Annotated in this window: 24 protein-coding genes; 16 read left to right on the top strand and 8 right to left on the bottom strand. The window is 66.5% G+C overall.

Annotation, left to right across the window (positions count from 1 at the left end):
• Nucleotides 1–13: 13 nt before the first annotated feature.
• Entirely contained in the window at nucleotides 14–1291 is a 1278-nt protein-coding gene (locus BLR24_RS11530) for a cytochrome c (protein WP_093017358.1), read from the top strand.
• Between the two features lie 59 nt (nucleotides 1292–1350).
• A complete protein-coding gene (locus BLR24_RS11535) occupies nucleotides 1351–1839 on the top strand; it encodes a hypothetical protein (protein ID WP_254787246.1) in 489 nt (162 codons plus the stop codon).
• Nucleotides 1840–1895: 56 nt separating this feature from the next.
• On the opposite strand, the gene BLR24_RS11540 is transcribed toward BLR24_RS11535, so the two are convergent.
• From BLR24_RS11540 to ruvB, 3 genes are all read right to left on the bottom strand, one after another.
• Entirely contained in the window at nucleotides 1896–2765 is an 870-nt protein-coding gene (locus tag BLR24_RS11540) for a UDP-2,3-diacylglucosamine diphosphatase (protein ID WP_093016894.1), read from the bottom strand.
• 94 nt (nucleotides 2766–2859) lie between these two features.
• Nucleotides 2860–3825 carry a CDF family Co(II)/Ni(II) efflux transporter DmeF gene (gene dmeF / locus BLR24_RS11545; RefSeq protein WP_093017362.1) on the bottom strand — a complete coding sequence of 322 codons (966 nt, stop codon included), beginning with the start codon at nucleotides 3823–3825 and terminating at the stop codon, nucleotides 2860–2862.
• A gap of 4 nt (nucleotides 3826–3829) precedes the next feature.
• Complete coding sequence (gene ruvB / locus BLR24_RS11550) at nucleotides 3830–4894, bottom strand: Holliday junction branch migration DNA helicase RuvB (RefSeq protein WP_093016896.1); 1065 nt, start codon at nucleotides 4892–4894, stop codon at nucleotides 3830–3832.
• An 84-nt stretch (nucleotides 4895–4978) separates the two neighbouring features.
• Between ruvB and BLR24_RS11555 the strand changes: the two genes are divergently transcribed.
• Genes BLR24_RS11555 through BLR24_RS11585 form a run of 7 tightly spaced genes read left to right on the top strand, consistent with a single transcriptional unit; the run spans nucleotide 4979 to nucleotide 11473 of the window.
• Nucleotides 4979–5587 (top strand): CDP-alcohol phosphatidyltransferase family protein, encoded by a 609-nt coding sequence (locus BLR24_RS11555; protein WP_093016898.1) that lies wholly within the window; start codon nucleotides 4979–4981, stop codon nucleotides 5585–5587.
• A gap of 34 nt (nucleotides 5588–5621) precedes the next feature.
• Nucleotides 5622–7397, top strand: coding sequence for a bifunctional alpha/beta hydrolase/class I SAM-dependent methyltransferase (locus tag BLR24_RS11560; RefSeq protein ID WP_093016900.1), 1776 nt, complete (start codon nucleotides 5622–5624; stop codon nucleotides 7395–7397).
• A 19-nt stretch (nucleotides 7398–7416) separates the two neighbouring features.
• Nucleotides 7417–8763 (top strand): phosphatase PAP2/dual specificity phosphatase family protein, encoded by a 1347-nt coding sequence (locus BLR24_RS11565; RefSeq protein WP_093016902.1) that lies wholly within the window; start codon nucleotides 7417–7419, stop codon nucleotides 8761–8763.
• Complete coding sequence (locus tag BLR24_RS11570) at nucleotides 8756–9199, top strand: hypothetical protein (protein WP_093016904.1); 444 nt, start codon at nucleotides 8756–8758, stop codon at nucleotides 9197–9199. The genes BLR24_RS11565 and BLR24_RS11570 overlap by 8 nt, the downstream gene beginning before the upstream one ends.
• Nucleotides 9196–9915 (top strand): lysophospholipid acyltransferase family protein, encoded by a 720-nt coding sequence (locus BLR24_RS11575; RefSeq protein WP_254787247.1) that lies wholly within the window; start codon nucleotides 9196–9198, stop codon nucleotides 9913–9915. Before BLR24_RS11570 ends, BLR24_RS11575 begins: the two co-directional genes overlap by 4 nt.
• Nucleotides 9912–10865, top strand: coding sequence for a phosphatidate cytidylyltransferase (locus BLR24_RS11580; RefSeq protein WP_093016906.1), 954 nt, complete (start codon nucleotides 9912–9914; stop codon nucleotides 10863–10865). The genes BLR24_RS11575 and BLR24_RS11580 overlap by 4 nt, the downstream gene beginning before the upstream one ends.
• 47 nt (nucleotides 10866–10912) lie before the next feature.
• Nucleotides 10913–11473 (top strand): YdeI/OmpD-associated family protein, encoded by a 561-nt coding sequence (locus tag BLR24_RS11585; RefSeq protein WP_093017366.1) that lies wholly within the window; start codon nucleotides 10913–10915, stop codon nucleotides 11471–11473.
• A gap of 14 nt (nucleotides 11474–11487) precedes the next feature.
• Here the strand turns inward: BLR24_RS11585 and ruvA are convergent, their stop codons facing one another.
• Complete coding sequence (gene ruvA, locus BLR24_RS11590; protein ID WP_093016908.1) at nucleotides 11488–12060, bottom strand: Holliday junction branch migration protein RuvA; 573 nt, start codon at nucleotides 12058–12060, stop codon at nucleotides 11488–11490.
• Nucleotides 12061–12080: 20 nt separating this feature from the next.
• On the opposite strand from ruvA, the gene BLR24_RS11595 reads away from it, so the two are divergent.
• From BLR24_RS11595 to BLR24_RS11605, 3 genes are read left to right on the top strand one after another with little or no spacing between them, the layout of a single operon-like run.
• Nucleotides 12081–13037, top strand: a complete 957-nt coding sequence (locus BLR24_RS11595; RefSeq protein ID WP_175543253.1) for a PhoH family protein — start codon at nucleotides 12081–12083, stop codon at nucleotides 13035–13037.
• Nucleotide 13038: 1 nt separating this feature from the next.
• On the top strand, nucleotides 13039–13500 hold the full coding sequence (gene ybeY / locus BLR24_RS11600) for an rRNA maturation RNase YbeY (protein WP_093016910.1): 462 nt from the start codon (nucleotides 13039–13041) through the stop codon (nucleotides 13498–13500).
• A gap of 24 nt (nucleotides 13501–13524) precedes the next feature.
• On the top strand, nucleotides 13525–14121 hold the full coding sequence (locus BLR24_RS11605) for a class I SAM-dependent methyltransferase (RefSeq protein WP_093017370.1): 597 nt from the start codon (nucleotides 13525–13527) through the stop codon (nucleotides 14119–14121).
• A gap of 8 nt (nucleotides 14122–14129) precedes the next feature.
• On the opposite strand, the gene dtd is transcribed toward BLR24_RS11605, so the two are convergent.
• Entirely contained in the window at nucleotides 14130–14573 is a 444-nt protein-coding gene (dtd, locus tag BLR24_RS11610; RefSeq protein ID WP_093016912.1) for a D-aminoacyl-tRNA deacylase, read from the bottom strand.
• Nucleotides 14570–15481, bottom strand: a complete 912-nt coding sequence (locus BLR24_RS11615) for a cation diffusion facilitator family transporter (RefSeq protein ID WP_093016914.1) — start codon at nucleotides 15479–15481, stop codon at nucleotides 14570–14572. Before BLR24_RS11615 ends, dtd begins: the two co-directional genes overlap by 4 nt.
• Before the next feature lie 145 nt (nucleotides 15482–15626).
• On the opposite strand from BLR24_RS11615, the gene BLR24_RS11620 reads away from it, so the two are divergent.
• Both BLR24_RS11620 and BLR24_RS11625 read left to right on the top strand, forming a co-directional pair.
• Nucleotides 15627–16121, top strand: coding sequence for a FecR family protein (locus tag BLR24_RS11620; protein ID WP_093016916.1), 495 nt, complete (start codon nucleotides 15627–15629; stop codon nucleotides 16119–16121).
• Nucleotides 16118–16732, top strand: a complete 615-nt coding sequence (locus tag BLR24_RS11625) for an OmpA family protein (RefSeq protein WP_093016918.1) — start codon at nucleotides 16118–16120, stop codon at nucleotides 16730–16732. The genes BLR24_RS11620 and BLR24_RS11625 overlap by 4 nt, the downstream gene beginning before the upstream one ends.
• A 33-nt stretch (nucleotides 16733–16765) precedes the next feature.
• Here BLR24_RS11625 and tyrS read toward each other — a convergent pair whose 3' ends face one another.
• Complete coding sequence (tyrS, locus tag BLR24_RS11630) at nucleotides 16766–17998, bottom strand: tyrosine--tRNA ligase (protein WP_093016920.1); 1233 nt, start codon at nucleotides 17996–17998, stop codon at nucleotides 16766–16768.
• A 157-nt stretch (nucleotides 17999–18155) separates the two neighbouring features.
• Between tyrS and BLR24_RS11635 the strand changes: the two genes are divergently transcribed.
• Entirely contained in the window at nucleotides 18156–19499 is a 1344-nt protein-coding gene (locus BLR24_RS11635) for a M23 family metallopeptidase (protein WP_093016922.1), read from the top strand.
• A 67-nt stretch (nucleotides 19500–19566) separates the two neighbouring features.
• Nucleotides 19567–20697, top strand: coding sequence for an anhydro-N-acetylmuramic acid kinase (locus BLR24_RS11640; RefSeq protein ID WP_093016924.1), 1131 nt, complete (start codon nucleotides 19567–19569; stop codon nucleotides 20695–20697).
• Between the two features lie 84 nt (nucleotides 20698–20781).
• Here the strand turns inward: BLR24_RS11640 and erpA are convergent, their stop codons facing one another.
• Nucleotides 20782–21147 carry an iron-sulfur cluster insertion protein ErpA gene (gene erpA / locus BLR24_RS11645; protein ID WP_007827949.1) on the bottom strand — a complete coding sequence of 122 codons (366 nt, stop codon included), beginning with the start codon at nucleotides 21145–21147 and terminating at the stop codon, nucleotides 20782–20784.
• Between the last annotated feature and the right edge of the window lie 146 nt (nucleotides 21148–21293).

The raw sequence follows: 21293 nt of genomic DNA on the forward strand, positions 1-21293 counted from the left end.
GCCCATGAGGAAGATGCGATACCTCGGCTGGACGCTGCTTGCGCTGGTACTTCTGCTGGGCACGGCGGCGGCCGGCATCGTCGCTCTCAATCTGCGCGGCGAAGACCCCTTGCCCGAACAGGCCGAAGCATTCAACGCCACGCCCCAGCAGGTCGAACGCGGCCGCTACCTCGCACTGGCCGGCAATTGCGCCGGCTGCCACACCACGCGCGGCGGCCAGCCCTATGCGGGCGGACTGCCGATCGAAACGCCCTTCGGCACCGTCTATTCGAGCAACCTCACGCCAGATGCCAAAGCCGGCATCGGCAGCTGGAGCAGTGCGCATTTCTGGCGCGCGATGCACAACGGCCGCAGCAAGGACGGCCGTCTGCTGTACCCCGCCTTCCCCTACCCGAACTTCACGCAGGTGACGCGCGAAGACTCGGATGCCATCTACGCCTACCTGCGCAGCGTGCCACCTGCGCCCGTGCCCAACCTCGCGCACCGCCTGCGCTTTCCCTACGACACGCAGGCCGCGCTGGCGGTGTGGCGGGCGCTTTCTTTCAAGCCCGAGCCTTTCGCGGCCAACGCGGGCAAGCCGGCGGAATGGAACCGCGGCGCTTACCTGGTCGGCGGGCTGGGGCACTGCATCGCCTGTCACGGCAGCCGCGATTCGCTGGGCGCGACGCAGGCGAACCTGGGCCTCTCGGGCGGCTTGATCGCGGTGCAGAACTGGTACGCGCCGTCGCTCACCGATCCGCACGAGGCCGGCGTGGCCAACTGGCCTTCCGCGGAGGTGGTTGCACTGCTCAAGACCGGCATCGCGCCGCGCGGCTCGGTCATGGGGCCGATGGCAGAGGTCGTGTTTCGCAGCACGCAGTATCTGAATGACGCCGACTTGGCCGCGATGGCCAGCTACCTGAAAGACCTGCCTGGCGCATCGGCGCAACCCGCGGCACGCACCGGCACCGCACCCAACCGCCGCGATTCGGGCACCATGGCGCGCGGCCAGAAGATCTACGACCAGCGCTGCGCTTACTGCCACGGCGACCAGGGGCAAGGCGTGCCGGGCGCCTTTCCACCCCTGGCGGGCAACCGCTCCGTGAACATGGCGCAGACGGCGAACCTGACCCAGGTGATTGCACATGGCGGCTACCTTCCGTCCACCTCGGGCAACCCGCGCCCTTACGGCATGCCCCCCTTCGGACAAGTGCTCGACGCGGCCGACGTTGCCGCGGTGCTCACCTTCATTCGCGGCTCATGGGGCAACGACAGTCCGCCCGTGACGCTGCTCGACACGATGCGGCGGTGATCGGCGACTACTACGGATTCCGGTGATATCGCAGTCTGCGTGCAGCCCCTAGCATCCAAGTGGTACAGACCACCGTCGGCGAGCCGCACAGCAGCAATGCCGATCGAACCAGCCCGTCGAGAATGCCCCCAAGTACCGCCAGTCCGGACGCCACAGAGCCTATCGCCAGGCAATCGCTCAAGCCTCTTTATCAGTTGCTGCGGGTGGCGTCGCACCTGCTGGACCAGGCCGCGATTGAAGTGCGCGAAAACGGCCCGGATCCGGCCGCCGAGAACATCGAGAGAATCGGCCGCGCGCTGTTCGAGGTGATTCGGGTACAGCACAAGATCTTCGCGTTGCAGCCCGAACTCGAGCCGAGGTCGCTCGCAGCTTCGTCCCGCGAAGCCGCCGCCAACCAGCTTTTCTCCCAATTCATGCACGAAGCGCTCGAATTGGAAGGCGTGGGCAATACCGCCGCCGCCGTGGAGCGGTACACCCGTTTCATCGGCATCTCGCCCACGTACCACCACCGCGAGATTGCGCGGGCGGAAATCCGGCGCCTTTCCTAGCGGAAGTGCCCGGTCCGGCGTGCGGCGGGGTTGGGTAAAGGCTGCCGGCGGCCTGCTCAGGCCGCGACGGGCTCGCGCTGCGCGCCGGCCTTCGCGGGCACCGGCATGTGCTGCGCCCAGTCGATGATCTCGAGCGAACCGTCGGCATGCTCGGCCAGCGCCGTGAGGCTCTCGACCCAGTCGCCGTCGTTGCAATAGAGGATGCCGTCGATGTCCCGCATTTCAGCGTGGTGGATGTGGCCGCAGACCACGCCCTGCACGCCGCGCTTGCGGGCCTCGCGCGCCACGGCATTCTCGAAATCGCCCACGTAGCTCACGGCACGCTTGACCTTGCCCTTGAGGTACTTGGAAAGCGACCAGTACGGCAGCCCCATGCGCGCGCGCAGCGAGTTGAGATGGCGGTTGAGCTTGAGCGTGAATTCGTAGAGCGAGTCGCCCACATGGGCGAGCCACTTGGCGCACTGGATCACGCCGTCGAACAGGTCGCCGTGAATGATCCAGAGCTTGCGGCCGTCGGCGGTCTCGTGGATCCACTCTTCGGCCACGTCGATGCCGCCGAAGTTGTGGTGCAGGTACTTGCGCGCAAATTCGTCATGGTTGCCCGGGATGAAGATCACGCGGGTGCCCTTGCGCGCCTTGCGCAGCAGCTTCTGGATCACGTCGTTGTGCGCCTGCGGCCAGTACCAGTGGCGCTTGAGCTGCCAGCCGTCGATGATGTCGCCGACCAGGAACAGGGTCTCGCACTCGGTGTGCTTCAGGAAATCGAGCAGCGCTCGTGCCTGGCAGCCGGGCGTGCCCAGGTGCAGGTCGGAGATCCAGAGGGTGCGATAGCGCAGCGGCGGGCGCGCAAGATCGTCGTCTTCCGGCTCGGAAGCCCGGGTCGCGGTGTCGCGCCATGCGCGGAGGAAAGCATCGTCGCGTTGCATGGACGGGTAGGCTCCCACCTATGCGTGACGGCGCGATGGCGTTCCAGTGACATTCCGGTGACGCGTGGCCCGGAGGCAACGCGCTGCAACGAACTCAAGGGGCGCAGCGCTGGATTTCGACTGTCGAGTGGCGAATTTCCTCGTGCATCGAAAAACAGGCGCGCACCTCGTCGGCCGACAGCGTGGGGGAATGCGTCACCACCGTGAGGGCGCAGGCATAGGCCTCGCGGCCCACGCGCCACACGTGCAGGTCGGCCACGCGGGTTTCCGAATCGGCCAGCATGGTCTCCACGCCTTCGCGGATCTCGGCTGTCACGGGGTGGTCCATCTCGCGGTCGAGCAGCACGCGGCCGGTTTCCTTGAGCAAGCCCTTGGCCCACACGGCCACCAGCACCGCGCCGACGATGCCCATGGCCGGGTCGAGCCAGGCCCAGCCGAAGAACCAGCCGCCGAGAAGCGCCGCGATGGCGAGCACCGAGGTGGCGGCATCGGCCACCACGTGCAGGTAGGCGGAGCGCAGGTTCAGGTCGTGGCCATGGCCATGGCCGTGATCGTGGTGCGCATGGCCGTGCCCGTGCCCATGGTCGTGACCATGCCCGTGGTGGTGCGCCGACCCCAGCAGCCGCGCGCAGACCAGGTTGACCACCAGCCCGAGCACGGCCACCGCCACGGCTTCGCGGTAGTGGATGGCCGAAGGCGAAAGAAGCCGCTCGATGGAGCCCACCACCATCAGCGCCGCGACGCCGAGCAGCATGAGCGCGCTCGCGAAGCCGCCCAGCACCTCGATCTTCCAGGTGCCGAAGGCAAAGCGCGGATCGCGTGCGTAGCGCCTCGCAGCCGCATAGGCAAAGGCGCTCAGGCCGATGGCCAGCGCGTGCGAACTCATGTGCCAGCCGTCGGCCAGCAGCGCCATCGAGTTGAACCACCAGCCGGCGCCGATCTCGACCACCATCGCAGCGATGGTGATCCACATCACGAGGCGGGTGCTGCGCTCGGCCGATTCGTTGCCAGCGCCGAAGTGGTGGTCATGCTGCCAGGCACTCAGGTCATGGGTGTGCATGGTTTCAAGCTCCAAAAAGGTCTTGCCCGTCCGAGCGGCTCGAAGGCGGCGTCACGCCGAGGTGGCGGTAGGCCGCCAAGGTGGCAATGCGCCCGCGCGGCGTGCGCTGCAGGTAGCCCTGCTGGATCAGGTAGGGCTCGATCACGTCTTCGATGGTGCCCGGCTCCTCCCCGATGCTGGCCGCCACGTTGTCCAGCCCCACGGGGCCGCCGTCGAAGCGGTGGATTACAGCCTCGAGCAGCTTGCGGTCCATCAGGTCGAAGCCCTGCGGATCGACGTCGAGCATGGCCAGCGCCTTGTGCGCGATCTCTTCGGTGATGCGGCCGTTACCCTTCACCTCGGCGTAGTCGCGCACGCGCCGCAGCAGGCGGTTGGCGATGCGGGGCGTGCCGCGCGAACGGCGCGCAATCTCGAAGCCGCCGGCTTCGTCAGTTTCCACCTTGAGCAGCCCGGCGCTGCGCCGCACGATGAGCGCCAGTTCTTCCGGTGTGTAGAACTCCAGCCGCGCCACGATGCCGAAGCGGTCGCGCAGCGGGTTGGTGAGCATGCCGGCGCGAGTGGTGGCTCCCACCAGCGTAAAGGGCTGCAGGTCGAGCTTGATGCTGCGCGCCGCCGGGCCCTCGCCGATCATGATGTCGATCTGGTAGTCCTCCAGCGCGGGATAGAGGATTTCCTCGACGACCGGGCTCAGGCGGTGGATCTCGTCGATGAAGAGCACGTCGTTCGGCTCGAGGTTGGTCAAAAGCGCCGCCAGGTCCTTGGGCTTTTCGAGCACCGGGCCGGAGGTCTGGCGCAGGTTCACGCCCAGCTCGGCCGCGATGATGTGCGACAGCGTGGTCTTGCCGAGGCCGGGCGGCCCGAAGAGCAGCACGTGGTCGAGCGCCTCCTTGCGCTTGCGCGCCGCGCCGATGAAGATCTCGAGCTGCTCGCGCACCTTGGCCTGCCCGACGTATTCATCGAGCAGCTTGGGGCGCAACGCCCGCTCGATGGCCTCTTCCTGGGGCGAAGTGGGGGCCGCGGACACCACGCGTGGGGCAGCGGGCGCGAAGTCGTCAGTCTGAATGGTCATGGGAGAGGGTTTTGCGTTTGTGAGTTTAGTGCCTGCTCACTGGCAGAATGCTTCGGCCATATAACAAACGAGGGAAAGCCAAGGGTGTCGATCTACGAACTGAAGCCTCGGTTCCAGGCGCTGCTGCGGCCGCTCGTCGGCCGCCTGCACGCCATGGGCATCACAGCGAACCAGGTCACCTTGGCCGCATGCGCGGTGTCGGTCGCACTCGGGCTCTGGCTGTTCTTCGCCGCTCCCTCGCTGGCGGCCTTCGCGCTCATTCCAGCCTGGATGTTCGTGCGCATGGCTTTCAACGCCATCGACGGCATGCTGGCACGCGAGCATGGGCAGCAAAGCAAACTCGGCGCCTTCCTCAACGAACTGACCGACGTCGTCTCCGACGCCGCGCTGTATCTGCCGTTTGCGCTGGTGCAGCCGTTCAGCCCGTTCTGGGTCGGCACGGTGATCGTGCTCGCGGGGCTGAGCGAATTCGCGGGCGCCCTCGGGCCCACGGTGGGGGCATCGCGCCGCTACGACGGGCCGCTGGGCAAGAGCGACCGCGCCTTCGTTTTCGGGGCGCTTGGCCTCTATGTGGCGCTGGGCTGGCCCCTGCCGGATTGGTCGGCGTCGCTGATGCCCCTTCTTGCCGTGCTGGTGGCCTGGACGGTAGTCAACCGCATCCGGCGCGCGCTGGCCGAAGCCGCACAAACCTGAATACAACGAACAAAACAATAGCGACAGGGATTCGATGACCGACACAAACACCAACACCAACCAACGCATTCCGCAAGAGCGCCAGTTCCGCACGCACGACGGCGAATCGCTCTTCTACCGGCACTGGCCGGCCACTGGCAAAGCGCGCCGCGGTGCCATCGTGCTGTTCCACCGCGGCCACGAGCACGGTGCGCGCATGGCGCACCTGGTCGACGAGCTCGATTTGCCCGATTTCGACTTCTTTGCCTGGGACGCGCGCGGCCACGGCCGCTCGCCGGGCCAGCGCGGCTACAGCCCGAGCTTTGCCACCTCGGTGCGCGACGTGCAGACCTTCGTCCAGCACATCGGCAGCGCGCATGGCGTGGCTGAACACGACATCCACGTGATTGCGCAAAGCGTGGGAGCGGTGCTGGTCTCCACCTGGGCGCATGACTACGCGCCCAAGGTGCGTGGGCTCACGCTGGCTTCGCCCGCCTTCAAGGTCAAGCTCTACGTGCCTTTTGCGCGCGCCGGGCTGGGCCTGATGCACAAGCTGCGCGGCCTGTTCTTCGTCAACAGCTATGTGAAGGCGAAGTTCCTCACGCACGACCCGGAGCGCATCGCCAGCTATGAGAGCGATCCGCTGATCTCTCGGCCCATCGCGGTGAACATCCTGCTCGGCCTCTACGAAGCGGCCGATCGCGTGGTAGCCGATGCCAACGCCATCACGCAACCCGTGCAGCTGCTGATCTCGGGCGCGGACTGGGTGGTTCACCATAAGCCGCAGCACCAGTTCTTCGAGCGGCTGGGCAGCGCCATCAAGACCAAGGTGGAGCTGCCGGGCTTCTTCCACGACACATTGGGCGAGAAAGACCGCGCGCCGGCGGTGCAAGCGATCCGCGAGTTCATTCTTCAGCTGTTCGACCAGCCGCTGGCGCCGGTCGACCTGCGCGCGGCGCACCTCAGCGGCAACACCGCCGACGAGTCTCGCGCGCTGGCGGAGCCGCTGGCGCCCCTCTCGGCGCGCGGCGCCTATTGGGCCATGACGCGTGCCGGCCTGCGCGTCGGCGGCAAGCTGTCGAGCGGCATCGCGCTGGGCCATGCCACCGGCTTCGACTCGGGCAGCACGCTCGACTATGTCTACCGCAACCACCCGCAGGGCAAGGGGCCGCTGGGCCGCTCGATCGACAACACCTACCTGAACTCGATCGGCTGGCGCGGCATCCGGCAGCGCAAGATCCACGTCGAGGAGCTGATCCGCATTGCCATGGAGCGGCTGGCCGAGATGCACCGCGAGGTGCGCGTGATGGACATCGCGGCCGGCCATGGCCGCTACGTGCTCGACGCAGTGCTTGCGAGCCCCGTCAAGGCCAGCTCGATCCTGCTGCGCGACTACAGCGACATCAACGTGCGCGACGGCCGTGCGCTCATTGCCGAAAAGGGCCTGGAAGACGTGGCGCAGTTCGTGCAGGCCGACGCCTTCGACCGCATCAGCCTGGCCAGCGTGACGCCGCGCCCCACGCTGGCGGTGGTGTCGGGCCTCTACGAACTGTTCCCCGACAACGAAATGGTGCGGCGTTCGCTCGCGGGCGTGGGCGACGCGGTGGAAGACCGCGGCTATCTGGTCTACACCGGGCAGCCCTGGCACCCGCAGCTCGAGATGATTGCGCGCGCACTCACCAGCCACCGCCAGGGTGAGGCCTGGGTGATGCGCCGCCGCACACAGGCCGAGATGGACCAGCTGGTGGAGGAAGCGGGCTTCCGCAAGATCGACCAGCGCGTCGACGAGTGGGGCATCTTCACCGTCTCGCTCGCGGTGCGGGTGGCATGACCTCGGGGTTTGGCGCGAAATGAAGCAGTGGCTGGCGCAGCGCCCCTGGAAGCGGGCCGCCGCGTGGCTGGTGTTCCTGGGGCCGCTCTTCTATGCAACATACGGCCTTGCCAACTGGTGGGCCACGACGCGCGCTCAAGTGCCATCGATGGCCTTCGAATGGGAGCGGCAGCTGCCCTTCTGGGCCTGGACCATTTTTCCGTACTGGACGATCAACGTCTTCTACGCGCTCTCGCTCTTCCTTGCGCGCAGCAAGCACACGCTCGACCGACATGCGCTGCGGCTGGTGAGCGCGACGCTCATCGCCTGCACCTGCTTCGTCCTCTGGCCGCTGCATTTCAGCTTCGGGCAGCCGGCGGTCGAAGGCGCGCCGGCGTTCCTCTTCAATGCCCTGCGCGGCTTCGACCAGCCCTACAACCAGGCGCCTTCGCTGCACATTGCGCTGGCCGTGATCCTGTGGGACTGGTACCGCCAGTTCCTGCGCGCCACATGGGCAAGGGTGGTGCTGCATGTGTGGGCCTTTGCCATCTGCGCGTCGGTGCTCACGACCTGGCAGCACCACTTCATCGACATTCCAACTGGCGCACTGCTCGGTCTGTTCTGTGTCTGGCTGTGGCCGCTCGCGCGTACGGTTTCGATGCCGCGCGCCTGGCAATGCACGCGCGACGCGCAGCGCTGGAAGCTCGCGGGCTTCTATTCCGTAGGTGCGGCCCTGTTTCTTGCCGTCGCGCTCTACGGCGGCGGTGTGCTGCTGTGGCTGGCGTGGCCGGCGGCCTCGCTGGCTCTGGTGGCGCTCAACTACATCGGCTACGGCGCCCGCGGCTTCCAGATGGATGGCCGCGGCCGCATGGGCTGGGCGGCGCGCTGGCTCCTTGCGCCCTATCGGCTCGGCGCGGCAGTCAACGCATGGCTCTGGACGCGCAAGCTGCCGGCTTCGGTCGAAGTGGTGCCGGGCCTGCGTCTGGGACGCTTGCCGACGAAGGCCGAATGGGTTGCCGCCGGCCAGCCGCGGCTCGTGAGCCTGTGCGCCGAGCTGCAGACACCCGCCGGTGTGCCGCATGCGCGATGCGTGCCGATACTCGACCTGACCGTACCGCCGACCGTGCGGCTGCAACGCGCTGCGGCGGTCATCGAAGGCCAGCGCCTCAAGGCCGACGGCGCGCCGGTATGGGTGTGTTGCGCACTGGGTTTTTCGCGCAGTGCGGCTGCAACGATCGCATGGCTGGGCCGCTACGGTTCGGCGGGCGGCCTGGCGCAAGCCGAAAGGGCGGTGCGCCTCGCGCGTCCGCAAATCGTGCTGCGACGCGAATGGATGACGTCGTTGGAACCCCTGAACGCCGTGCCGGAGGCACCGCCCCATGACTGACAACGAACGCGCCACCTGTGCGGCGCTGGCCGGACTGCTGCGCGCCTTCATGGTGCTTGCCATCTGGGGCTTTGCGCTCATGTGCATCTCGGCACTGGTGCTCGCCCTGACGCTGCGCTCGCTCTCGGCCACGGCCGCCATGGGCTTCGGCGCGGTCGTGGTCCTTGGCGTGCTCGAACGCTATTTCGCCTTTCGGCTGCGGCTGGACGAGGCGTTGTTCGCCGATCTCGGGCGCTGCGCCATCGCATCGCTGGACACGCTCGACCATGCGCTTTCATCCCTTGGACTGCGCGAGACGCAGCCAGAGCAAAAAACCACTCGCCCGCTCGACGAACGCCTGCAGGGCACCCGCCAGCTCATGCAGCGCCACGCCATCGTGGTCGCCTGCCAGAGCGCCATGTTTCTCCTCGCCTTGATGACACAGGACCTCTCTTGACCGAAGAAAGCAACAACCAGAACGGCGACAAGCCCGAAAGCACGGTACTGCGCCGCGCGCTCGCCGTGGTCGCGGGCAAGCTGATCATCGGTGCGGCCGGTTTGCTGACGGGTGTGCGCGCCATCTGGAGCGGCACCACGCCCAAGGCCGAGCAGACGCTGTACTTTGCCAACCACACGAGCCACGGCGACTTCGTGCTGCTATGGGCCACGCTGCCGCCCGACCTGCGCGCGCTGACGCGGCCGGTGGCCGGGCAGGACTACTGGATGGCCTCCAAGGTGCGCCAGTTCATCGGCGCCGACGTGTTCAACGCGCTCATGATCCGGCGCGACGGCTCGGGCCAGGGCGGCAACCCGGTGGACCAGATGAAAGAAGCGCTGGAAGGTGGCGACTCGCTCATCATGTTTCCCGAGGGCACGCGCAACACCGGCGACGAGATCCTGCTGCCGCTCAAGAGCGGCCTCTATCACCTCGCGCGCGCCTGCCCCAGCGTGCGGCTGGTGCCGGTGTGGATCGAGAACCTGAAGCGCGTGCTGCCCAAGGGCACGCTGGTGCCGATTCCACTCGCTTGCACGGTCCGCTTCGGCGCACCCATCCAGCTGGCCGAAGGCGAGGACAAGACCCGCTTCATTGCCCGCGCACGTGCCGCCATGCTCGACCTGCGCCCCGAATACGACCGCGTGCCGGAACAAGAAAAAGCAGCGACGACGCCATGAACATTTCGCCCTCGACCCAGACCACGCTGCAACTGTTCGGCGGCGTTGCCGGCGTGCTGATTCTTGCCTCCACCATTGGCGCGCTGCTCAAGTGGCGCGTGGCGCAGGGCCAGCCCAATTCGGTGATCGACAACCTCAACGCGCGCGTGAATGCGTGGTGGGTGATGGTGGCGGTGATCGGCATTGCCTTCGCATTCGGCAAGGGCGGCGTGATCGTGCTGTTCTATTTGATCTCGTTCTACGCGCTGCGCGAATTCATCAGCCTGGCCTACACGCGGCGCGGCGACCATCATGCGATTGCGGCGGCGTTCTACATCGGGCTGCCGGTGCAGTACTTCCTGGTGTGGATCGACTGGTACGGGCTCTATTCGATCTTCATTCCGGTCTATGCCTTTCTCGTGTTGCCCATCCTCGCGGCCGTAGGCGGCGACACGCAGCGCTTTCTGGAACGCACCTCGAAGATCCAGTGGGGCCTGATGATCTGCGTGTTCTGCATCAGCCACGTGCCCGCACTGCTCACCTTGCAGATCCCGGGCTTCGAAGGCCGCAACCTGCTTCTGATCGCGTTCCTCGTGATCGTGGTGCAGGGCAGCGACGTGCTGCAGTACGTGTGGGGCAAGCTCTTCGGCAGGCGCAAGGTGGCGCCCGAACTCTCGCCCTCCAAGACCTGGGAAGGCCTGGTCGGCGGCGTGGCCAGCGCGACCGCCCTGGGCGCCGCGCTCTACTGGGCCACGCCGTTCAACCCCTGGCAGGCCGCGCTGATGGCACTCACCATCTGCCTCATGGGTTTCTTCGGCGGACTCGTGATGTCGGCCATCAAGCGCGACCGCGGCGTGAAAGACTGGGGCTCGATGATCGAGGGCCACGGCGGCATGCTCGACCGGCTCGATTCGGTGATCTTCGCGGCGCCGATCTACTTTCATGCACTGCGCTATTGGTGGGTGCCGTGAGTGCGCGCGCCAAGGCGGACAACGCCGTCAAGCGCGTGGCGCACGACATGCCCATTGAATGCAGCACTGCCGCCGTATGGGAGCATTGGCTCAAGCACCAGCATGCGAGCGCGGCCGGCGTATGGATTCGCATGGCGAAGAAGGACAGCGGCATTGCGTCGGTCACCCATGCGGAGGCGCTCGAAGTCGCACTGTGCTACGGCTGGATCGACGGCCAGCTCAAGGCGGAGGACGACAAGCACTTTCTGCGGCGCTTCACTCCGCGCACCGCGCGCAGCACCTGGTCGAAGATCAACCGCGACAAAGCGCTGAAGCTGATCGACGAAGGCCGCATGCAGCCGGCCGGCCTGGCCGAAGTCGAACGCGCACGTGCCGACGGCCGCTGGGAGGCCGCCTACGACGCCCAGAGCGTCGCCATCGTGCCGCCCGACCTGCAGGCCGCGCTCGATGCGAATCGCAAGGCGAAGGACTTCTTCGCCAAGCTCGATTCGCACAACCGCTATGCGGTGCTGTTCCGCACGCAGGGCGCAAAGAAGCCCGAGACGCGCGCGCTCCGCATCGCACGGTTCGTGGAAATGCTCGCCAAGGGCGAGAAGCTCTATCCCTGAGCGCCGGAAGCCGGCTACTTCGCCAGCGCCTTCAACGCCAGCTTGATGCCTTCGCTCACGGTCGCATCTTTCGGCAGCGCCTTGAGCGCCAGCGCCGCTTCCTTGTCGCTGTACCCTAGTGCGATCAGCGCCTGCAGGATGTCGGCCTGCGCATCGGAAGCCGCATGCGCGGGCATGCCGATGTCGGCGCCCAGCTTGCCCTTGAGTTCGAGCAGCAGCCGCTCGGCAGTCTTCTTGCCGATGCCCGGGATCTTCACCAGGCGGCCGAGCTCCTGCGTCGTGATCGCCTGCGACAACTCGCCCACGCTCATGCCCGAGAGCAGGCCAAGCGCGGTGCGCGGACCCACGCCGGTGATCTTGATGAGCTGGCGAAAAGCCGCACGCTCCTCTGCGGTGCCGAAACCGTAGAGAATCTGCGCGTCCTCGCGCACCACGAAGTGCGTGAGCAGCGAAACGCGCTCTCCGGTGCCGGGCAGGTTGTAGAACGTGCTCATCGGCACATCGACCTCGTAGCCGACGCCGTTGCAGTCCACCACCACCTGTGGCGGGTTGCGTTCGGCCAATACGCCGGTGAGTTTGCCTATCATGGGTGCCCTTTTTCCTTGAAATGTCCGGCGTGATTCTGCGACACACCTTTACCCCACTGAACAATTCGCGCCTCGGCCACCTGTGCGGACCTCTGGACGCGCACCTGCGCCGCATCGAGGAAGCGCTGGGCGTGAAGATCGCGCACCGCCACGAGCAGTTCAAGGTCGATGGCCCCAAGGCCCCCGCGCAGCGCGCGATGGACGTGCTGCAGGCACTGTACGAAATTGCCCAGCGCTCCATCGACCCCGCCGTGGTGCAGCTCACGCTCGCAGGTGACGGTACGATGATCGACGGCGACGAGGATGCGGCGATGCTCGTCACGCGCCGCGCCGACCTGCGTGCACGCACGCCCATGCAGGCCTTGTATCTCGACAACATCGCCAAGCACGACATCACTTTCGGCATCGGCCCGGCCGGCACCGGCAAGACCTACCTGGCCGTGGCCTGCGCCGTGGACGCGCTGGAGCGCGCCGCGGTGCAGCGCATCGTGCTCACGCGCCCGGCGGTGGAAGCTGGCGAGCGGCTCGGCTTCCTCCCGGGCGATCTGACGCAGAAGGTGGACCCTTACCTGCGCCCGCTGTACGACGCGCTCTACGACCTCATGGGCTACGACAAAGTGCAGAAGGCCTTCGAGCGCAACGCGCTCGAAATCGCGCCGCTGGCCTTCATGCGCGGGCGCACGCTGAACAACGCCTTCGTCATCCTGGACGAGGCGCAAAACACCACGGTCGAGCAGATGAAGATGTTTCTCACGCGCATTGGTTTTGGCGCCAAGGCTGTGGTGACCGGCGACGTGAGCCAGATCGACCTGCCCAAGCAGCAGCTGAGCGGCCTGATCGACGCCGAGCGCGTGCTGCGGCGCGTGAACGGCATCGCGATCACGCACTTCACCAGCGCCGACGTGGTGCGGCATCCACTGGTCGCCAAGATCGTCGATGCTTACGACGGCCAGCGCAAACGTGCGGGAGCGCACTGACATGGCACTGGCCCAGCTTTCGCTCTCGCTGCAGTTCGCGCCGCGCTTCAAGGGCATCGAACGGCACCGTGCCGCGCTGCCGCGCCACAGCGTGGCGCGTTGGATCCGCCATGCGCTCGAATTGGACGGCGAGATCACGGTGCGCATCGTCGATGCCGAAGAAGGCCAGCGCCTGAATCGCGAATTCCGCGGCAAGGACTACGCCACCAACGTGCTGACCTTTGACTATGCGCAAAGCCCGATGGTGATGGCCGACCTGGTGCTGTGCGCGCCGGTGGTCGCCAGCGAGGCGAAAGAACTGCGCAAGACGCTGGCCGCGCACTACGCGCACTTGCTGGTTCACGGCACGCTGCACGCCCAGGGCTGGGACCACGAGACTGGCGAAGCCGACGCCGAGGAAATGGAAGCGCGCGAGATCGAAATCCTGGCGGGGCTCGGCATCCGCAATCCGTACGGTCGGTAGATGACTGCGGCCGCGGCACCCGGCATGAGCACCGATCCGTGGCTGGAGCGCTGGCTTGCGCTGATCACCGAGCGCGCGGGAACGGACCCGGTGCTCGAACTGGGCTGCGGCACCGGCCCCGACAGTGCCGTGCTGGTCGGCGCGGGCCTGCGCGTGGTCGGCATCGAGCTGTCGAGCGAATCCGTGGCGGCCGCGCGGGCGCGGGTGCCGCATGGCGCGGAGTTTCACTGCGGCGATTTCCGTGATGCGCCCTTTCCGCTGCCTGCGGGGGACGCGGAAGGCAGCGTGGGTGTGGTGCTCGCGAGCCTGTCGCTGCACTACTTTGCGTGGGACGAAACGCTTGCCCTGGCCCGGCGGATCCACGGCGTGCTGCGACCGGGCGGCGTGCTGCTGTGCCGGTTGAATTCGGTGAACGACATCCAGCACGGCGCCAGCGGCCCACCGCCGGAGGGGAAGGATTCCTTCTATCTGGTGGATGGCGTGCCCAAGCGATTTTTCCACCGTGCCGCGGTGGAACGGCTCTTTGCCGACGGCTGGCGCATGCTGCACCTGGAGGAACTCACGGTGCATCGCTACGAGCAGCCGAAAGTGCTCTGGGAAGCCGTGCTCGAGCGCAACTGAAGGCGGCGCTACGCCAGCATCTGCAGCGGAATGGTCACGGGTCCGTCGTTGACCAAGTGCACCTGCATGTCGGCGCCGAACTCGCCCGTGGCCACCACGGGGTGCGCGGCACGGGCTTGCGCCACGAAGTACTCGTAGAGCCGCCGCCCTTCGTCGGGCGCCGCTGCCTGCGTGAAGCTGGGTCGGTTGCCGCCGCTCACGTCCGCCGCCAACGTGAACTGGCTCACCACGAGCAGCCCGCCGCCGACGTCCTGCACGCTGCGATTCATCTTGCCCGCGTCGTCCGAAAAGATGCGCAGCTTCAACAGCTTTGCGAGCATGCGGTCGGCCAGCGCATCCACATCGCCGCGCTCGGCGCAGAGCAGGACCAGCAGGCCGGCATCGATGGCACCCACGGTCTGGCCTGCAATGTCGACACGCGCGCTGGCCACGCGCTGGACCACGGCCTTCATGCCTGTTCCTCCATCTGGGTGGCGCGGGCTTCCATGCCCAGCGGCAGCAACTGGATGGTCACGCGCAATCCGGGCACGGCATCCATCAACGTCTGCTCGAGTTCGTCGCGCAGGGCCGCGGCGTGCTGCAGCGTCCAGTCGCCCGGCACATGCATGTGCAGGTCGGCAAAGCGGCGCTGGCCCGCGCGCCGCGTCACCATGTCGTCGAAGCGCACGCGCGCGCCTTCGGGCAGGCGCGCGGCAAACTGGTCGAGCGTGGTGCGCAGCGTGGCGATGGTCTCGGGGTCGAGGGCTTCGTCCATCAGCCCTTGCGAGGAGCGCCACACAAGCCTGACGCCTTCGCGCACGATGTTGAGCGCCACGCCGATGGCCAGCAGCGGGTCGAGCCAGAGCCATCCGCTGAAATGCACGGCCACGATGCCGACCACCACCCCCGCGGAAGTCCATACGTCGGTCATGAGATGCCGCGCATCGGCTTCCAATGCAATCGACCGGTGCGTTCGCGCCGCGCGGAACAACGCGAAGGCAAGTGCCGCATTGAAGCCCGAACTGACCACCGAAAGTCCCAACCCCCAGCCCAGTTGCTCGAGGGGCTCGGGGGCAAGCAGCCGTTGCACGGACACCCAGAGAATGGCCGCTGCGGCGCCTACGATCAGGATGCCTTCGAAACCCGAAGAGAAGTATTCGGCCTTGTGGTGGCCGTAGGGATGATCTTCGTCGGCCGGCCGCGCTGCGATGGTGACCATGGCCAGCGCGAACATGGCGCTGGCAAGATTGACGAACGACTCCATGGCGTCCGAGATCAACCCCATCGAGTTGGTCACGTAGCCCGCCAGTCCCTTGAGCAAAATCGTGACGAGGGCAACGACAACGGAAACGCGAAGCAGCGTCTGGGGCGTAAGGATCATGCGCGGCGAAAATCGTCAAGCGATAAAGACAGCAGAAATGAGGCAAAAGGCCGCATCCGCCCGTTGGATTATCTGGGGTAGGCTCTATAGGCAACGGGCTCGATTTAATATTTGTCTCACCGCGAGACATTCGCAGAGGGGTGATGTGATGAAAAAATTCTTGAGCGTCCTGGGAGGGCTCGCCTTGTGTGGCGCAGCGGCACTCGCCCAAGCACAGAGTTCCTCGAGCGCGCCAAATGCCAAGCCGATCGCCGAGCCCCAGGCGGGCTTCGTCAAGTCGGTGCGCGGCAACGTGCAATTGCTCAGCGCCGCCGGCACGAGCCGAACGGCCAGTGCTGGTGATGCGCTGGCCGCGGTCGATCGCATCGTGACAGGTCCCGATTCATCCGCCTCCGTGGTCTTGCGCGACGACACGACCCTGATGGTCGGGCCCTCTTCGCGGCTGGACTTGAAGGAATTCCATTTCAATTCCACCACGCATGAAGGTGGCGTGCTCGTCTCATTGTTGCGCGGCTCGATGCGGATGATCACCGGGCTGATCGGCAAGACCAACCCCGACGCGATTCGCGTGGAAACGCAAACCGCCACGATCGGCATCCGCGGCACCGATTTCATCGTGCAGGCCGACGGCCAGCCATGAGCCGGTTGAAATCCCGCGCCCTCCCCTCCCTTGCCGTGCTGATCACGGCGCTGCTTGCCGCCTGCTCGACGCCGGGCACCCGTGTGGTGCTGCTGCCGCAGGCGGATGGCAAGCCTTCCGCCGTGACGGTTCGCATGAAGGATGGCGAAGAAACTCTCTCCAAGCCCTACCAGCGTGCCACGGCCGCGGTCGGCGCTTCCGGCGCTCCGGTGGTTGACCAGGCCGATCCAGCCAAGGTGCAAGCCGAGCACAAGGTCCTGTTCGATATGCAACCGCCTCCGCCGCAGCGCTACACGGTGTATTTCGACGTGGGCGGCACCCGGCTCACGCCGGCGTCGCAACAGGTCATGAACGAAGCGCTGGTTGCGGCGCAGACCCGCAGCGGCAGCGACATCGTGGTGACCGGGCACACCGACACCAAGGGCGCGCTCGAGCAGAACGACATGCTTTCGCAGCGCCGTGCGCAAGAAGTGGCGCAACTCTTCGTGGAGCGGCAGTTTCCTTCCAAGCGCATCGAGGCCGTCGGCCGGGGCGAGCGCGAACTCGCCGTTCCCACCGCCGACGAAGTGGACGAACCGCGCAACCGGCGCGTCACCATCGAAGTCCGGTGAAGTTCGGGGCGCTGCCGCGCTCCGCTCCCTCCGTCAGCTCAGGGTCACGCGCGCAAACTTGCGCTTGCCGACCTGCACCACATAGCGGCCTGCGGGCAGCTTGAGCGCCTTGTCGCCGATCACCACGGAGTCGACGCGCACGCCGCCCCCGTCGATCAGCCGGTTGCCCTCGGAAGTCGAGGGCGCCAGCCCTGCTTGCTTGAGCAACTGCGCAATGCCCAGCGGCGCGCCCTCCAGCGACACCTCGGGAATGTCGTCGGGCACACCGCCCTTGCTGCGGTTGATGAAATCCTGCTCGGCCGTCTCGGCAGCCGCCGCGCTGTGGAAGCGCGCGGTGATTTCCTTGGCCAGCGCCACCTTCGCGTCCTTGGGATTGCGGCCGGCAGCGATTTCCGCTTTCAACGCCTCGATCCGTTCCATCGACTGGAAGCTCAGCAGCGTGTACCAGCGCCACATCAGCTCGTCGGAGATCGACAGCACCTTGGCGAACATGGTGTTGGCGTCTTCGCTGATGCCGATGTAGTTGTTCTTGCTCTTGGACATCTTCTCGACGCCGTCGAGCCCCTCCAGCAGCGGCATAGTCAGTATGCACTGCGGCTCTTGGCCATACTCTTGCTGGAGATGCCGGCCGACGAGCAAGTTGAACTTCTGGTCGGTTCCGCCCAGTTCGAGGTCGCTCTTCAAGGCCACTGAGTCGTAGCCCTGCATCAGCGGGTAGAGGAATTCGTGCACCGAGATCGACTGGCCGGCCTTGAAGCGCTTGTTGAAGTCGTCGCGCTCCATCATCCGCGCGACCGTGTACTTGGCGGCCAGCTGGATCATGCCGCGGGCGCCCAGCGGGTCGCTCCACTCGGAGTTGTAGCGAATCTCGGTCTTTTCGGGGTCCAGCACCAGGCTGGCCTGCCGGTAGTAGGTCTGGGCGTTGGCTTCGATCTGCTCCCGGGTCAGCGGCGGGCGGGTGCTGTTGCGGCCCGAGGGATCGCCGATGGTGGTCGTGAAGTCCCCGATCAGGAAAATGACCCGGTGCCCGAGATCCTGCAACTGCCGCATCTTGTTGAGAACAACCGTATGGCCGATGTGGATATCCGGGGCCGTCGGATCGAGCCCCAATTTAATGCGCAGCGGCGTCCCGGTGGCTTCCGAGCGCTGAAGCTTGCGCACCCACTCGTCCTGGGGCAGCAGTTCGTCGGTGCCCCGGAGGGATATTTCGAGCGCTCGTCTTACACCATTTGACAGACTAGCGGATGTAACAGATTCGGCGTTCATAGGCTTTTTGGCTGATTTTCAGGTTGCCGAAGTTATACTCAGCCCGACCTTTCAAGCGCCGGATTCTAAGCGGCGCTTTTTTCCGCACCGTCCTGCCGCCCCGTCCGCCCCGGGCTTTGCAGCGCGGATTTGCAGAACCTGAGCTGGAATTCAAAGTTTGATCAACGGCATTCTTGCCGCCGAGGAGCTACTGGCTTCTCGCGTGGCCTATACATTCCGAACCTATCCCAAGCAGATCACCGCTGTCATCGCGGCGGCGCTGCTCAGCGCTGGCACTCTGGCGGTGGCCTCACTCGGCCCCGACGCATCCGACCTCCCGGTCCAGCAGGTGTTGGAAGCGACCGCTCCGCTGTCTTTCGCAGAACAGAGCCAATCGCTCGAGAACTTCAGCTTCACGCTGTTTCGCACCGACATCACGCGCTCCAGCGACACGGCCGAGGCCCTGCTGAAGCGCCTGGGCATTTCCGACCCTGGCGCCACGGCGTTCGTGCGCGGAAGCAGCGAAGCCCGCAATGCGCTGTTTGCGCGCGCCGGGCGCACCATCACAGCCGAAGCCACGCAGGAAAACCAGCTCAAGAAGCTGAGCGCCCGCTGGATTCCCGACGGTGACGGCGGCTTCAAGCGCTTTGTCGTCGAGCGCACGCCGAGCGGCTTTGCCGCCATTACCGAGCGCGACACCCTGACGCCCGGCTCGCGCCTGGCCAGCGGCACCATCCGTACCTCGCTGTTCGCGGCCACCGACGACGCACGCATTCCCGACGCCGTCGCCAGCCAGCTGGCCGACATCTTCGCCGGCGACGTCGACGTGCGCTCGCTGCGCAAGGGCGACCGCTTCGCTGTGGTTTACGAAACCTTCGAAGCCGACGGCCAGGCGCTGCGCAGCGGCCGCGTGCTCTCCGCCGAGTTCGAGAGCGGTGGCAAGGTGCACCAGGCCGTGTGGTTTCAGCCCGCAGCCAGCCAGAAGGGCAGCTACTACCGCCCGAACGGCGACAGCCTGCGCAAGGCCTACCTGAGCTCGCCGGTCGAGTTCTCGCGCGTATCGAGCGGCTTCGCGATGCGCATGCACCCGATTCTCAACAGCTGGCGCCAGCACAACGGCATCGACTTTGCGGCGCCCACGGGCACGGCGGTGCGCAGCGTCGGCGACGGCACGGTCGATTTCGCCGGCACGCAGAACGGCTACGGCAACATCGTCGTCGTCAAGCACCGCAACAATCAGCAGACGGCCTACGCCCACCTGAGCCGGGTCGACGTCAAGGCTGGCGAAAGCATCAGCCAAGGCCAGACGATCGGCGCGGTGGGTTCCACCGGCTGGGCCACGGGGCCCCACCTGCATTTCGAGTTCCGCGTGAACGGCGAATACCAGGATCCGGCCTCGATCGCCCAGGAGGGCGGCGCTCCGATCACCGCGGCCATGCGCCCGGCCTTCGAACGCATCGCCGTGGGTGCCCGCACCGAACTGGCTGCGGCGTTCTCGGTCATCCAGGCCAGCGCGGACTGAGTCCCGGGCGGCGCAGCGGCAGCCAGCACGGCGCAGCCCACTCGCCCTCCCACCCTCCCATTCAGCGATGGCCACCGCCGAACTCTTCATCGGCCTGATGTCCGGCACGTCGCTCGACGGGGTCGACGGCGTCCTGGCCGACTTTTCGGACGGCCGCATCGCCGTGCGTGCCTATGCCACGGCCCCGTTCCCCGATGCGCTGCGCGCCGAACTGCTGGCGCTGAACACACCCGGCGACAACGAGCTGCATCGTGCCGCCCTGGCTGGCAACGGCCTGGCCCGGGTCTATGCCGGCGTAGTCGGCCAGCTCCTGGCGGACAGCAACACCCCCGCCGGCGAGGTAACAGCTCTCGGCGCCCACGGCCAGACGGTGCGGCACCGGCCCATCGAGTTCGACGGGGTCGGCTATACGCTCCAGATCAACAATCCCTCGCTGCTGGCTGAGCTGACCGGCATCGACGTGGTCGCGGACTTCCGCAGCCGCGACCTGGCGGCTGGCGGCCAGGGCGCCCCGCTGGTGCCGGCTTTTCACCGCGCACTCTTCGCGCGGGCCAGCGAATCCGTTGCGGTGCTGAACATCGGCGGCATTTCCAACCTGAGTCTGCTTCCCGCAGCAGATGCAGCGGGAGATCCGGGGGTACTTGGCTTCGATTGCGGGCCCGGCAATGCCCTGATGGATCACTGGTGCCAGCTTCATACCGGCCAGCCCTTCGACCGTGCCGGCCAATGGGCGGCCAGCGGACAGATACTACCCGAGCTACTGGCGCGCCTGCGGGCCGAAGCCTATTTTGCGAAGCTGCCGCCCAAGAGTACGGGGCGCGACCTGTTCAACCCCACCTGGCTTTCCGCAAGCCTTGGCACGGCCACGGCCGCGGCGCCCGCCGACGTGCAGGCCACCCTGGCCGAATTCACTGCCAGTGTCTGCGCGGACGATGCCCTGCGCTACGGAGACGATAGCAAGCTGCTGATTGTTTGCGGCGGCGGCGCCTTGAACGACCACCTGCTCGCCCGCTTGCGCGCGCTGCTGCCGGGCGTCGAAGTAGGCGCCTCCACCAAGCACGGCCTGCCGCCACAGCAGGTCGAGGCGGCGGCCTTTGCCTGGCTGGCGCGCAGCACGGTACGGCGCGAGGCTGGCAACCTTGCCAGCGTCACGGGAGCGCGCGGCGCTCGCGTGCTCGGTGCGGTCTATCCAGCCTGAGCTGAGCGGAGGGCCCTGCGTCCCAACAAAAAGCCGCCCGAAGGCGGCTTTTTCAAAGATCGCGACGAAGCGAAAGAGGGAGACTCAAGCCGAGAAGCTGGATCCGCAGCCGCAGGTGCTGGTGGCGTTCGGGTTCTTGATCACGAACTGGGCGCCCTGCAGGTCTTCCTTGTAGTCGATCTCGGCGCCGACCAGGTACTGGTAGCTCATGGCGTCGATCAGCAGCGAGACACCGTTCTTGGTCATGGTGGTGTCGTCTTCGTTCGTGATTTCGTCGAAGGTGAATCCGTACTGGAAGCCCGAGCACCCGCCGCCCTGCACGAACACGCGCAGCTTGAGATCGGGGTTGCCTTCTTCCGCGATCAGGTCGGCCACCTTGGCGGCCGCGCTGTCGGTGAAGACAATCGGTTCGGGCATCTGGGTCTGGATGTTTTCGGCAACAGCGCTCATGTGGGGTAACTCCTTGAGGGCCGGACATGCGGCCAATGAACCAATGCTACTGCAATGCCGCATTCTCGGCTGGCTGGCGTAGCGAGCACCCAATGGAAGTGGGGTCGAACATACGCCTCCGCGAGGTGCGGCAATGAAAAAGCCGC

The organism is Variovorax sp. OV700 (genome assembly GCF_900099805.1).
In the GTDB taxonomy this organism is placed as follows: domain Bacteria; phylum Pseudomonadota; class Gammaproteobacteria; order Burkholderiales; family Burkholderiaceae_C; genus Variovorax.